The organism is Pseudomonas sp. zfem004 (assembly GCF_032621715.1).
GTDB lineage: Bacteria > Pseudomonadota > Gammaproteobacteria > Pseudomonadales > Pseudomonadaceae > Aquipseudomonas > Aquipseudomonas sichuanensis.
The window spans coordinates 21,720-34,804 of the sequence record NZ_JAVYJF010000013.1 but is presented as its reverse complement, the minus strand read 5'-3'; the positions used below and the strand labels follow the sequence as shown (position 1 = coordinate 34,804).

9 protein-coding genes and 2 riboswitches are annotated in these 13,085 nt (G+C 67.2%); of the genes, 2 read left to right on the top strand and 7 right to left on the bottom strand.

All coding sequences use genetic code 11. The annotated features are described in order from the left end of the window. The 3 genes from RTH46_RS15330 to RTH46_RS15320 form a co-directional block, all read right to left on the bottom strand. Positions 1-1,914, bottom strand: coding sequence for a sigma-54-dependent Fis family transcriptional regulator (locus RTH46_RS15330; protein ID WP_316906026.1), 1,914 nt, complete (start codon positions 1,912-1,914; stop codon positions 1-3). Positions 1,915-2,419: 505 nt separating this feature from the next. Continuing rightward, positions 2,420-3,568, bottom strand: a complete 1,149-nt coding sequence (yiaY, locus tag RTH46_RS15325) for an L-threonine dehydrogenase (protein WP_316906025.1) — start codon at positions 3,566-3,568, stop codon at positions 2,420-2,422. Positions 3,569-3,663: 95 nt separating this feature from the next. Beyond that, positions 3,664-4,995, bottom strand: a complete 1,332-nt coding sequence (locus tag RTH46_RS15320) for a sigma-54 dependent transcriptional regulator (RefSeq protein ID WP_153788911.1) — start codon at positions 4,993-4,995, stop codon at positions 3,664-3,666. Positions 4,996-5,328: 333 nt separating this feature from the next. Between RTH46_RS15320 and RTH46_RS15315 the strand changes: the two genes are divergently transcribed. Beyond that, complete coding sequence (locus RTH46_RS15315) at positions 5,329-5,595, top strand: hypothetical protein (protein ID WP_279848173.1); 267 nt, start codon at positions 5,329-5,331, stop codon at positions 5,593-5,595. A 106-nt stretch (positions 5,596-5,701) separates the two neighbouring features. On the opposite strand, the gene RTH46_RS15310 is transcribed toward RTH46_RS15315, so the two are convergent. The 4 genes from RTH46_RS15310 to cobW are packed head-to-tail and all read right to left on the bottom strand — an operon-like array spanning position 5,702 to position 12,209. After that, positions 5,702-6,316 (bottom strand): vWA domain-containing protein, encoded by a 615-nt coding sequence (locus tag RTH46_RS15310; protein ID WP_256671416.1) that lies wholly within the window; start codon positions 6,314-6,316, stop codon positions 5,702-5,704. Positions 6,317-6,369: 53 nt separating this feature from the next. Continuing rightward, on the bottom strand, positions 6,370-7,374 hold the full coding sequence (locus RTH46_RS15305) for an ATP-binding protein (RefSeq protein WP_316906024.1): 1,005 nt from the start codon (positions 7,372-7,374) through the stop codon (positions 6,370-6,372). A gap of 2 nt (positions 7,375-7,376) precedes the next feature. Then, entirely contained in the window at positions 7,377-11,138 is a 3,762-nt protein-coding gene (gene cobN / locus RTH46_RS15300; protein WP_316906023.1) for a cobaltochelatase subunit CobN, read from the bottom strand. A gap of 3 nt (positions 11,139-11,141) precedes the next feature. After that, the gene (gene cobW, locus RTH46_RS15295; protein WP_153788907.1) at positions 11,142-12,209 is read right to left on the bottom strand and encodes a cobalamin biosynthesis protein CobW; all 1,068 of its coding nucleotides are present in this window, start codon (positions 12,207-12,209) and stop codon (positions 11,142-11,144) included. A gap of 100 nt (positions 12,210-12,309) precedes the next feature. After that, positions 12,310-12,509: riboswitch (cobalamin riboswitch) on the bottom strand. A 60-nt stretch (positions 12,510-12,569) separates the two neighbouring features. Next, positions 12,570-12,796, top strand: a riboswitch (cobalamin riboswitch). A gap of 96 nt (positions 12,797-12,892) precedes the next feature. Between cobW and RTH46_RS15290 the strand changes: the two genes are divergently transcribed. Beyond that, on the top strand, positions 12,893-13,078 hold the full coding sequence (locus tag RTH46_RS15290; RefSeq protein WP_153788906.1) for a CbtB domain-containing protein: 186 nt from the start codon (positions 12,893-12,895) through the stop codon (positions 13,076-13,078). The last annotated feature ends 7 nt before the right edge of the window (positions 13,079-13,085 follow it).

The following is a 13,085-nucleotide window of genomic DNA, read 5'->3' as shown; positions in this document are numbered from 1 at the left end:
TCAGCCGCGCAACTGTTTGAGTTTGCGGTACAGGGTGGCGCGGCTGATGCCCAGCGCCTCGGCCGCCGCCGAGACATTGCCCTGGTGGCGGGCCAGGGCGCCGCGGATCAGTTCCAGCTCGTTGTCGCGCAGGCTGCCGGAGGGCGTCGTGCCGCTGGCCAGCTCGTCGAGCAGGCAGTCGGTGAGGTGGTCGAGGGTCAGCACCTGCTCGCCGTCCTCGCGCATGGCCAGGGCGGTGCGCAGGACCATCTCCAACTGGCGGATGTTGCCCGGCCAGTCGAACCCTTCGAGCAGGCCGGCCAGCGCCGGGTCGAGGCTCACGCCACGCGCGCCGAACTTGCCCAGCAGGGTTTCGATGATGCTGGCCAGGTCGTCGCGCTCGCGCAGCGCCGGCAGGCGCAGGGACACGCCATTGACCCGGTAGTACAGGTCTTCGCGAAAATGCTGCTCGCTGACCAGGCGCTTGAGGTCGCGGTGGGTGGCGCAGATCAAGGCCACGTCGATCTCCTGCTCGTCACCCGCGCCCAACGGCGCCACCCGGCGTTCCTGCAGCACGCGCAGCAGGCGGGCCTGCAAGGCCAGCGGCATATCGCCGATTTCGTCGAGGAACAGCGTGCCGCCGTGGGCCTGCATCAGCCGCCCGACCATGCCGCCACGGCGCGAACCCGTGAAGGCGCCTTCGCGGTAGCCGAACAGCTCCGATTCGATCAGCCCCTCGGGGATCGCCGCACAGTTGACCGCGATGAAGGCTTTGTCGCCACGCGGGCTGGCCTGGTGCAGCGCCCGGGCGATGACTTCCTTGCCGGTGCCGGTTTCGCCCAGCAACAGCACCGGCAAGCCATTGGCCAGGCCCTGACGGGCCATGCGCAGGCCACGGGCCAGGCGCGCATCACCGCCGGCCAGCGCTTCCAGGGCCTGGGCCCTGGCCGGTTCTGCGGGCCTGGCGTTCGCCGTGGTGCCGTTGAGCTTGGCGTGGCGCGGCAGCTGCACGGCGCGGAAGAAGAAATCGCCCTTGGCGGTTTGCACGCTGCTGACACCGCCTTGCCAAAGGCGGGAGATGAAGGCTGGCGAACGCTCGCCGAGCAAGTCGCTGCAGCGCCTGCCGAGCAGCGCTTGCCGGCTCAGCTGGAGCAATTGGCAGGCATTGTCGTTGGCGGCCAGTACTTCGCCGTCCAGGCTCAGGGCCAGCAGTCCCTGCCAGGCACTGGCCAGGTATTGCGGGCGGCTGTGAAACGCCAGCACCAGGTGCTCGGGGTGGCACAGGCCGAACAGGCGGCTCTCGATGTTGCCGGCGGCCAGCATCAGCGCGGTGAGGCTGTCCTGAGGCTGGGCCATGACCCCTTCGCGAGTCACGTCGAGCACGCCGATCACTTCGCCACGGGGGTCGCGCAGCGGTACCGAGGTACAGGAAAACGGGCTGAGGCGGTCGAGGTAGTGTTCGCCGCAGTTGATCAGGGTGGGCTGGCCTTCGACCACGGCCGTGCCGATGGCGTTGGTCCCGCGCAGCGCCTCGCTCCAGCAGCTGCCGGGGTGCAGGTCGCGCAGGCCCTCGCGTTCCAGCGCATGCTTCTGTCCTTCGATGGCCAGCACGTTGGCCTGGGCGTCGCCGAGAATGACGATGCCGCTCTGGCCCTGGCGGCGTACCAGGTAGTCCAGCTCGGGGGTGACCGCGTCGATCAGCAGCCGGTTGTGCTCGAGCAGCGCGCGCAGGTCGAGGCCATGGCGAATGCCCAGGCCTACCTGCTCGCCCTGCAGGCAGTCCAGGCCATGGCTCAGGCTGCGCCGCCAGGAGGCGTCGATTTCGTCACGCAGCATCCCCGAGGGCAGTTCGCCCTCGTTGGCCAGTTTCAGGCGGACCAGGCGGGATTGTTGCAGCGGGTCATGGGCGTTTGTTGTGAGTGATTGTCGCGCCATTGCGTGCTCCAGCTGTGCCCCGGCAAGGCGGGGCATCGGGCATCGGAATTTTCGGCAGTGTGCGTCAGAATTCTTCGGCCGTCATCAGGGGAGCAGGCAAAAAGGGGCTTGGGGTGGCGAGGTTGTGGCGTTTTCAAGGGGGATTGCAGGTGGGATCGCATGTGGGCCACCAGGTGCAGGGCGATAGAATTGCAGCGCCTATCAGATCGAGCGCCGCCCGCGCGGCGCTTCGCGGGTGAACCCGCTCCCACAGTTCATTTCGGGCCAGTCTCTCCTGTGCCATAAACTGGTCCGCTTTGTTGGTACGACGCAGTATTGAGGTGGGCTTCACCCGACTTGAGACATGCACCAAGGCGGGCAGCGGTACCCTCACAGGCATAATTGGCCCGAAACAAACTGTGGGAGCGGGTTCACCCGCGAAGCGCCGCACGGGCGGCGCTCGATCTCATGGGCGCTGCAAAAACATCGGCAGGCACCTATCAGCCTCTACTCAATCCCCAAGCCCCTAAAACGCCGCCTTGAAGATCGCCTCGATCTCCGCCTGGCTGGCCACCCGCGGGTTGGTCAACCCACAGGCATCCTTCAGCGCATTGGCCGCCAGCACCGGCACATCCTCAACCTTCGCCCCCAACTCAGCGAGCCCAGCCGGAATGCCGATCGCCGCCGCCAGGTGCTCAATGGCAGAAATCGCAGCGCCTGCCCCCTGCTCCGCCTCCAGCCCGCACACCTTCACGCCCATGGCCTTGGCCACGTCACGCAAACGCGCGGCGCTGGTCTTGGCATTGAAACGCTGCACATGGGGCAACAACACGGCATTGCACACCCCATGAGGCAAGTCGTAGTACCCGCCCAACTGGTGCGCCATGGCATGCACGTAGCCCAGGGACGCATTGTTGAAGGCCATGCCGGCAAGGAACTGGGCGTAAGCCATGTTCTCCCGGGCTTGCAGGTCGCTGCCGTCGGCCACCGCCTGGCGCAGGTTGTCGCTGATCAGGCTGATGGCCTTGAGCGCGCAGGCGTCGGTGATCGGCGTGGCGGCAGTCGACACATAGGCTTCGATGGCGTGGGTCAGCGCGTCCATGCCGGTGGCTGCGGTCAGCGACTTGGGCATGCCGACCATCAGCGCCGGGTCGTTGACCGACAGGATGGGCGTGACGTTGCGGTCGACGATGGCCATTTTCACGTGGCGCGCCTCGTCGGTGATGATGCAGAAACGGGTCATTTCGCTGGCGGTGCCGGCGGTGGTGTTGATGGCGATCAGCGGCAGTTGCGGCTTGCTCGAGCGGTCCACCCCTTCGTAGTCGCTGATATGCCCGCCGTTGGTGGCGCACAGCGCAATGCCCTTGGCGCAGTCATGGGGCGAACCACCGCCAAGCGAGACCACGCAGTCGCAACGCTCGCGCTGCAGCACGGCCAGGCCGGCCTCGACGTTGGCGATGCTCGGGTTGGGCTTGGCGCCGTCGAACACCACCGCGTCGATATCGCGCATGGCCAGCAGCCCGGCGATGCGTTCGGCCACGCCTGCGCGGGCCAGGCCCTGGTCGGTCACGATCAGCGCCTTGCGCAGGCCGTAGCCGGCGATGGCGGCCATGGCTTCGTCCAGGCAGTCGATGCCCATGATGTTCACGGCAGGGATGAAGAAGGTGCTGCTCATGGCCGAGTCCTCTCAAGCTTTCGTTAGAGCTTGAGCATCCACCTGAAGCAGTGGCCGGGTGTTGATCCAGGGCAACTAGGGTGCGCGAACGAGCTTCAGCGGATCTGATGCTTGTGCAGCAGCCGATAGAAGGTCGGCCGGGAGATCCCCAACACCTTGGCCGCGATGCTGAGGTTGTCACTGTGCCGGTTGAGCACGTCGCACAGGGCCTGGCGTTCGGCGCGGTGCTTGTAGTCCTCCAGCGTGCCCAACAGGGCTTCCTGTTCGACCTGGTCGTGCAGGCCCAGGTCCGGGGCCTCGATCTGTCGCCCTTCGGCCAGCACCAGGCCGCGGCGCACGCGGTTGGCCAGTTCACGCACGTTGCCCGGCCAGTCGTGGCGGCCCATGGCCGCCAGCGCGCCGTCGCTGAAGGAACGCGGCCGACGGCCGGTCTCCAGGCTGTAGAAACGGGCGAAATGGCTGGCCAGCATCGACAGGTCGCCATGCCGGTCGCGCAGCGGCGCGGTCACCACCTGCAGCACGTTGAGCCGGTAATACAGGTCTTCACGGAAACGCCCGAGGGCGATGGCCTTTTCCAGGTCGACGTGGGTCGCCGCCAGCACCCGCACATCCACGGCGATCGGCTGCGTGCTGCCGACCCGCTCGATGTGCCGTTCCTGCAGAAAGCGCAGCAGGTTGGCCTGCAGCTCCAGCGGCAGGTCGCCGATCTCGTCGAGGAACAGGGTGCCGCCATTGGCCGCTTCGATGCGCCCCACCTTGCGCTGGTGGGCCCCGGTGAATGCGCCCTTCTCGTGGCCGAACAGCTCGGACTGGATCAGGTGTTCGGGAATCGCGCCGCAGTTGATGGCGACGAACGGCTGGTCATGGCGCTGCGACAGGCGGTGCAGGGTGCGCGCCACCAGTTCCTTGCCGGTACCGCTCTCGCCACGGATCAGCACCGGCGATTCGGTGGGTGCAAGCTTGCCAAGCAGTTTGCGCAGTTCGCGGATTGGCCGGCTCTCCCCCAGCAGTTCGTGCTCGGGCTCGGCCTCACCGTCGCGCACCGCGCCACGGCCACGCAGGCGCGCCATGCCGAAGGCGCGGCCGAGGGTGACCTGCACCCGCGACACGTCGAACGGCAAGGTGTGGAAGTCGAAGAACCATTCGCAGACGAAATCGCCGACATTCTGCATGCGCAGCTCTTCGGCGCTGAGCACGGCAATCCATTCGGTATTGCTGCGCTTGATCATGTCCTTGACCGCGTCGGGGTGACGCAGGTGCGAGGCCTGCAGGCGCAGCAGGCCGACATCGCAGGGGTGCTCCAGGGCAACGTCCAGGCTGCAGCTGCGCACATCCCAGCCGACGCCGCGCAGGCCCGGCAACAATCGATGACAATCGTCGCAGGGATCGACGATCAGCAAGCGACGTTGGGCGGCAGGCTCGAGCATGACCATTCCTTGGCGCCGGAATAGGGTTTTTTATCTATAAACAGTAAGTTGCGACGCCAAAAGTAACAGTAGCAATGAACTTGACAGCCCCCACTACCGTTGGTCAGCCCGATTCGCCCGTGTTTGAGCCGCCCGGGAATTTTCGTATTTTATTGACGTCACAGACGGCACGCAGAAATACCTTGCAATGCGTGCAGATAAAAAAATTCTTCGATTGTGTGACTCATCCCCTGATCTGGAGCATCAGTACGATTAACACCGCGCTGTAACCTGTACCGGAATAACACCGCGGAAACACTTTTCGCTGTTTGGGACCATAGAGAGACCGAACCCATGAACGCCCCGCTCCGTGTCAACGAAGCACTGCTGATTGCCGACCACGCCTTCGAACCCTTCCAGTGCGTCGCCTGGGATGCACCCAACGGTACCGGCGAACTAAGCCTGGCAGTGATCGACCGGACCAGCGCCCGCATCGGCGCCAAGCAAGTCTCTTCGCGGGTTTATTCGGACCCTGCGCAATGGGCCAGCCTGATCGAGGAAGTGCGTGCCGAACTGTCCCAGAAAGGCTATGACCTGCAACCCTGGTCGATGCCTGAATAAGCACACCACGGCGATTCCTGTGCGTGCCCTGCACGCACAGGTAAAACTTTAAAGTTCCCCTCGCTACAACTTTCGTTCATGCGACATCCCGTCGCAGTTAATCCATTCAATTGACGGTATCGAACTGCTCGATATGCCGATAATCGGCATGAAGTTGTTCGGCAAGTTGCCGTGCGCGGCCCACACGTACCGCAGCCAATTCCATATCCACCAGCAATGTACTGCACGGTAGCGGTTGCGCTGCCTGCCACCCCTGCAGGCGACCATCGGTCAGCAACAGGCAGCGCTGCACCTCGTTGGGCAGCCGTTTGCCCCGCGCCAGCAACCAGTGCCTTGCCTCTTCAAGGGCCGCAAACAGCGGTGTGCCACCGCCAGCGCCCAGCTGCTGCAGCCAGGGCTGGAGCGCCGCCGAAGCCTTGAGCCCGTGGCGTTGCCACTGCGGTTTGCTGCCACTGGCGGTCAGCAGCGCCAACCGCGCACGCTGCCGGTAGGCCTTGTCGAACACCCCGGCCAGTAGGCCCTTGGCCTGAGCCAGGGCCTGGTGGCGACGGGTGGAGGCCGAAGCATCGACGATCACCAGCCACAGTTCCGGCGCCTGGGCCTGACGCTGCTGCCAGCACAGGTCACGGCGCTGGCGGGGGCGGCCTTTGAGCAGGGTTGGCAGCCAGGCGATGCGGCCATCTTCGGCCGCACGGGCGCGGCCACGGGAAGCACCGTTCAACTGGCCGACGCGGGGTCTGGCATCTGCCGCCTGGGCGTCGCGGCGGCGGATGCTCAGGGCTTTTTTGCCCAGTTCGGCACCTCGCGCCGGGCACCACTGGCCACCGGCTGCGGCGGCAAGGCGCCCCAGTCGCCCTGCCCCTGGGCCTGGCCCGGTGCCTGCGACTGCTCGCCGGCGCCGGGTGGGGTGGCCTGCGGCTGCGCAGACGCCTGCCGACGACGGTGGCGCAAGGCAAATTCGGCGACGGCATCCACATCCTGCTCTTCGATGGCCATGTGGCCACGCCAGGCCGCATGGGCGCGTGCAGCGCGCAGCCACACAAGATCAGCACGCAGGCCATCGACCCCGGCGGCGTAACAGCGTTCGGTGATCCAGGCCAGCGCCTGGTCGTCCAGGGCGATCGCGGCCAGGCGCTCGCGCGCGGCCCGGCAGCGCTCGCGCAATTGCGTCTGGGCATTGGCCCACTGGGCGCAGAAGGCTTCAGGGTCGCTGTCGAACGCCAGGCGCCGGCGAATGATCTGCTGGCGCGCCTCGGGTGCCGGCAAGCCGTCGAGGGCGACGTTCAGGCCAAAGCGGTCGAGCAATTGCGGGCGCAGCTCGCCCTCCTCCGGGTTCATGGTGCCGATCAGCACGAAGCGCGCGGCGTGGCGATGGGAAATGCCATCGCGCTCGATGCGGTTGGTGCCGCTGGCGGCCACATCCAGCAGCAGGTCCACTAACGGATCGGGCAGCAGGTTGACCTCGTCCACATACAGCACGCCGCCGTCGGCGTGAGCCAGCACGCCCGGGGCGAAACGCGCCTGGCCCTGGCCCAGCGCGGCGTCCAGGTCGAGGGTACCGACCAGTCGCTCCTCGGTGGCGCCGAGCGGCAAGGTGACGAACGGTCCATCGCCCAGCAGGTCGGCCAGGCCACGAGCCAGGGTGCTCTTGGCCATGCCGCGTGGGCCTTCGATCAGTACACCGCCGATCTTCGGGTCGATGGCGGTCAGGCACAGGGCCAGCTTCAGGTCGTCGGCGCCCACCACGGCGGCCAGGGGGAATTGCACGGGTTCGTTCATGTTCAGCAGTCTTCCTCGCCTTCGAGCAAGTGTTGCTCGAGGCTCTCGCGGTAGTCGCCCGGGTCCTGCCAGAGGCCACGCTGCTGGGCTTCCAGCAGGCGCTCGGTGAGGTCGCGCAGGGCTTCGGGGTTGTGCTCGCGCATGAAATCACGGGTCGCCGGGTCGAGCACGTAGGCGTCGGCCAGGCCTTGGTAATGATGGTCGTCGATCAGCCCGGTGGTGGCGTCGAAGGCAAACAGGTTGTCGACCGTCGCCGCCAGCTCGAAGGCACCTTTATAGCCATGGCGTTTGGCGCCGTCGATCCACTTGGGGTTGAGCGCGCGGGCGCGGATCACCCGGTTGAGCTCTTCCTTCAAGGTACGGATACGCGGCCGGTCGGCCTGGCTGTGATCTCCGTGGTAGCTGGCCCGGGTGGTGCCAGCCAGGGTCTCGGCGGCGGCCAGCATGCCGCCCTGGAACTGGTAGTAGTCGTTGGAATCGAGCAGGTCGTGTTCGTGGTTGTCCTGGTTCTGCAGCACCGCCTGCACCTGGCTCAGGCGCTGGGCGAAACGGGCGCGGGCCGGGGTGCCTTCGTCGCTGGCGCCGTAAGCGTAGCCGCCGTGGTTGAGGTAGACCTCGGCCAGGTCGTCGCGGCTGTGCCACAGGCGCCCGTCGATGGCGTTCTGCACCCCTGCGCCATAGGCGCCGGGCTTGGCGCCGAATACGCGCCAGCCGGCCTGGCGCGCTGCCTGCTCTTCATCCAGGCCGTCAGCGAGCAGCGCCTGACGCTCGGCACGCACGCGGGCGGCCAGCGGGTTGAGGTCATCCGGCTCGTCCAGCGCGGCCACCGCCTGCACCGCCGCATCGAACAGGCGGATCAGGTTGCCGAAGGCATCGCGGAAGAAGCCCGAGACCCGCAGCGTGACATCGACGCGTGGGCGGTCGAGCAGGCTCAGCGGCAAGATCTCGAAGTCGTCGACGCGCTGGCTGCCGGTTGCCCACACCGGGCGCACGCCCATCAGCGCCATGGCCTGGGCAATGTCGTCGCCGCCGGTGCGCATGGTGGCCGTGCCCCACACCGACAGGCCCAACTGGCGCAGGTGGTCGCCGTGGTCCTGCAGGTGGCGCTCGAGAATCAGGTTGGCCGAGGCGAAGCCCAGCCGCCACGCAGTGGTGGTTGGCAGGTTGCGCACATCGACGGTATAGAAGTTGCGCCCGGTGGGCAGCACGTCCAGGCGGCCACGGCTCGGTGCGCCGCTGGGCCCGGCGGGAACGAAACGCCCGGCCAGGGCCGCCAGCAGGCCGTCGATTTCGGCAGCGCCGCAGGCGTCCAGGTTGGGCGCAACCTGCTCGACCAGCGCTTGCAGCACCTCGCGTACCGGTTGCCAGTCAGCTTGCCCTTCAAGTGGGCAGTCGCCTGCCAGCGCTTGTTCGATCAAGGTCAACGCCAGCAGTTCGAGCCGTTCACGGGTATCCCCGGCCGTGCGCCACAGCGCCGCGTCCAGCTGCTGCAGCAGCGCCGGGCGCGGCCCTTGCCAGGCCTGGCCGAGGTCGCAATCGAGCGGGTCGAAACCCAGCCCCAGCGCCCGGGCCAGGGCGCGGATCAGGCTGGCATTGCCGCCCTTGCCGTCGCCGCGCTCCACCCGTAACAGCGCCAGCAGCGTGTCGCTGCGCAGCCGGCCTTGGGGCGACTGGCCGAACACGTGCAGGCCATCGCGGATCTGCGATTCCTTGAGGTCGCACAGGTAGGTGTCCAGCCGCGGCAGCCAGACCGCCGCGTCGTCCAGCTGGCCTTCGAGCTGCAGGTCGCGGTCGATGTGGTTGGCCTTGAGCAGTGCGAGGATGTCGCGCTGCAGCTCCTGGGCACGGCGCGGGTCGAGCAGCTGCGCTTCGTAGTATTCGTCGGCCAACTGCTCCAGCTGGCGCAACGGGCCGTAGGTCTCGGCACGGGTCAGCGGCGGCATCAGGTGGTCGATGATCACCGCCTGGGTGCGCCGTTTGGCCTGGGCGCCCTCGCCCGGGTCGTTGACGATGAACGGGTAGATGTTCGGCAGCGGGCCGAGCAAGGCGTCTGGCCAGCAGGCATTGGACAGCCCGACGCCCTTGCCCGGCAGCCACTCCAGGTTGCCGTGCTTGCCGACGTGGATCACTGCATCGGCGGCATAGCCGTTGCGCAGCCAGAAGTGGAACGCCAGGTAGCCGTGGGGCGGCACCAGGTCGGGGTCGTGGTACACCGCGCTGTGGTCGACCTGGTAGCCGCGCGCCGGCTGGATGCCGACGAAGGTCAGGCCGTAGCGCAGGCCGGCCACCATCAGCCGGCCGCTGCGGTACATCGGGTCCTGTTCGGGCGGGCCCCAGCGTTCCAGCACGGCGCGCTGGTTGGCCTCGGGCAATGCGGCGAAGGCGCTGTGGTAATCGGCCAGGCTCAGGCTCTGGGCGCAGGGGCGCTGGTCGAGGTGGTCGAGGTCGTTGGTCACCCCGCCGAGCAGCTGGTGGATGAGTTCGGTGCCGCTGCCGGGCAGGCCGGCCACCGGGTAGTCCTGCGCCTGCAGGGCCTTGAGGATGTTGAGTGCGGCGCCGGGGGTGTCCAGGCCGACGCCATTGCCGATGCGCCCGTCACGGGTCGGGTAGTTGGCCAGCACCAGCGCCACGCGTTTGTCCTGGTTGCCCAGGCGCGCCAGCTCGACCCAGCGCCGCGCCAGTTCGGCGACGAAGTCCATGCGCTCGTGATGCGCCCGGTAGCAGACCACATCGGACTGGCTGCGCTCGCTGCGCCAGGCCAGGTCCTTGAAGCTCACGGGGCGGGTGATGATGCGCCCGTCCAGCTCCGGCAAGGCGATGTGCATGGCCAGGTCGCGAGCGCCCAGGCCTTGTTCGCTCTGCTCCCAGGCCGGTTGGTTGTCCTGGGCGCAGATCGCCTGCAGCACCGGTACATCGCGGCGCAACGGGCGCAGGTTGGGCTGTTCGGGGCTGGACAAGGCAAAGCCGGTGGTGTTGATCACCACTTCGGCCTGCACCTCATCGAGCCAGGCCTCGACCTGGTCGAGGCAGGCGCGCTCCTTGAGGCTGGCCACGGCAATCGGCAGCGGGTTCAGGCCACAGGCTTGCAGGCGCTGGCAAAACACGTCGATGAAGGCAGTGTTGGCCGCCTGCAGGTGCGAGCGATAGAACAACAGCGGCGCCACCGGTTGCTCGGGGTGCCAGTCGGCGTACCAGTCCTGCAGCTCGGCGCTGGCCTTGGCCGGGTGGTAAACCGCAGTACGCGGCAACGGCTGCGGTTCAGCCCAGGCGTAGTCACGCCCCAACCACTGGCTGGCCAGGCAGTTGAACAGGTTGACCGCGTTGGCCTTGCCACCCTGGCGCAGGTAGTGCCAGAGGCGTTCGGCCTGCTCGCCGCGCACCGTGCCCAGGTCGGTCAGCTCCGGGTCGGGGCGATCATCGCCGGGCACCAGGATCAGCTGCACGCCGCGCTGGCTGAGTTCCACCAACTGCTCGACGCCGTAGCGCCAGTAACCGACGCCACCGTGCAGCGACACCAGGATAACCTTGGCGTGGCGCAGCACTTCGTCCACATACAAGTCGACCGAGGCGTGGTTCTGCACCTGCATGGGGTTGGCCAGGCGCACGCTGGGGAAGTCGTCCGGCAACTGCTCGGCGGTTTCGGCGAGCAGCGCCAGGTGCGAATCGCCGCTGCAGAGGATCACCAGCTCGGCGGGGGTCTGGCCGAGGTCGGCAATGCTGTCGTCCGGCACGAAGCCGCCGGGCTGGGTCCGCAGCAGGTGCATGGGTCAGGCGCCCAGGGCCTGGCGCAGGCGCGCTTCCAGGTGCACGGCATCGAGGTCCTGGCCGATCAGCACCAGGCGGGTGATGCGCGGCTCGTCACTGCGCCAGGCGCGGTCGAAGTGCTTGTCGAAGCGCGTGCCCACGCCCTGGATCAGCAGGCGCATCGGCTTGCCGGGGATCGCGGCGAAGCCTTTGGCGCGCAGGATGCCGAACTCGGTGACCAGTTGCGTCAGGGCATCGAGCAACAGGCTTTCGTCGGCCTCTGGCAGGTCGATGGAGATCGAGTCGAAGGCGTCATGGTCGTGATCGTCATGGTCATCGCCGTCGTGGTGCGAATCGTGGTGGGTGCGACGGCCATCGATGTGCGCCTCGGATTCGGCACCCACGCCCAGCAGCACTTCCAGCGGCAGGCGGCCACTGCTGGCTTCGATCACTTTCACCGCCGGCGGCAGTTCTTCGGCGACTTCGGCACGCACCTTGGCCAGGCCTTCGGCGTCGATCAGGTCGGCCTTGTTCAGCACCACCAGGTCAGCGCTGGCCAGCTGGTCGGCGAACAGTTCATGCAGCGGCGACTCGTGGTCCAGGTTGGGGTCGAGCTTGCGCTGGGCGTCGACCTGGTCCGGGTAGGCGGCGAAGGTGCCGGCGGCCACGGCCGGGCTGTCGACCACGGTGATGACCGCATCGACGGTGCAGGCGTTGCGGATTTCCGGCCATTGGAAGGCTTGCACCAAAGGCTTGGGCAGGGCCAGGCCGCTGGTTTCGATGAGGATGTGGTCGAGGTCGCCGCGGCGCGCCACCAGTTCGCGCATCACCGGGAAGAACTCTTCCTGCACGGTGCAGCACAGGCAGCCGTTGGCCAGCTCGTAGACGCGGCCGTTGGCTTCTTCTTCAGTGCAACCAATGCTGCACTGCTTGAGGATTTCGCCGTCGATGCCCAGCTCGCCGAACTCGTTGACGATCACCGCGATGCGGCGGCCCTGGGCGTTGTCGAGCATGTGGCGCAGCAAGGTGGTCTTGCCCGAGCCGAGGAAGCCGGTGACGATGGTGACGGGGAGCTTGGCCAGTGTTTTCATGTCGCGATGCCCTTGGCAGCAATGGCGCGGGCATGCGGGACGACAGCCTCGGGCGTTGCCGGCCGGGCGCGTTCGCCACCGGATCACCCCGCCCGGTTGATAGTCGAAAACGTTGCGAGGCAGGTCTCCTGGCTTGCACTGTTCCGGCAGCGGCGCCGGTGGGATGGCGCCTTCCCGCGCTTGCGCAGTGGCTGTGCCGATCCTTTTGAGTGCTTACAGTTGCGGGGGCAGCCGCGGCTTGGACCGCGTTCCCGTCTTAGCTTCGGCCTGGGCCGAAGAACCTCGAAGCGGCAAGGCTACGCATCCGCCCGACACCGGTCAACCGCCGGGGCGATTGACGCAAGCCACGCCCCATGATTTGCTAGCGCACTGCGTTCAGGTGCCCCCACTGGGGGTGAAACGGGAAACCGGTGCGTCCAGCGTCTTTAATAGACAACGGACAAGGCCGGTGCTGCCCCCGCAACGGTAAGCGAGTGAAGCGTCTTGACCACTGTGCCGGCTCAACAGGCATGGGAAGGTGACGCCAACAGATGGAGCCCCGCTCCACCTCGCCAGCCCGGAGACCGGCCTGACACCACATCAACACCCCGCGGTGGGCGGGCGCTGTCGTATTCCCTGGGCTGTCCTGCCCGGGAGCGCCGCGCCTGTCCGTTGCCCCAATAAAAGCAGCAGAGGAACGCGTCATGCCGATTACCAGCGCAAAACACAGCATCGCCACCCCCGCCACACTCAGCCAACGCATGGTCGTCGCCATCGGCGCCAGCCTGCTGGGCCTGTGCCTGGTCTACTTCGCCGGCTTCTCGCACATCGAGGCGGTGCACAACGCTGCCCACGACACCCGCCACAGCGCCGCCTTCCCCTGCCACTGAGTAGCCC

Bases quoted from the DNA above. Each gene is read 5' to 3' on its own strand.
- RTH46_RS15330 (WP_316906026.1), bottom strand. From the start codon at position 1,914: ATGGCGCGACAATCACTCACAACAAACGCCCATGACCCGCTGCAACAA.
- yiaY (WP_316906025.1), bottom strand. From the start codon at position 3,568: ATGAGCAGCACCTTCTTCATCCCTGCCGTGAACATCATGGGCATCGAC.
- RTH46_RS15320 (WP_153788911.1), bottom strand. From the start codon at position 4,995: ATGCTCGAGCCTGCCGCCCAACGTCGCTTGCTGATCGTCGATCCCTGC.
- RTH46_RS15315 (WP_279848173.1), top strand. From the start codon at position 5,329: ATGAACGCCCCGCTCCGTGTCAACGAAGCACTGCTGATTGCCGACCAC.
- RTH46_RS15305 (WP_316906024.1), bottom strand. From the start codon at position 7,374: ATGAACGAACCCGTGCAATTCCCCCTGGCCGCCGTGGTGGGCGCCGAC.
- cobN (WP_316906023.1), bottom strand. From the start codon at position 11,138: ATGCACCTGCTGCGGACCCAGCCCGGCGGCTTCGTGCCGGACGACAGC.
- cobW (WP_153788907.1), bottom strand. From the start codon at position 12,209: ATGAAAACACTGGCCAAGCTCCCCGTCACCATCGTCACCGGCTTCCTC.
- RTH46_RS15290 (WP_153788906.1), top strand. From the start codon at position 12,893: ATGCCGATTACCAGCGCAAAACACAGCATCGCCACCCCCGCCACACTC.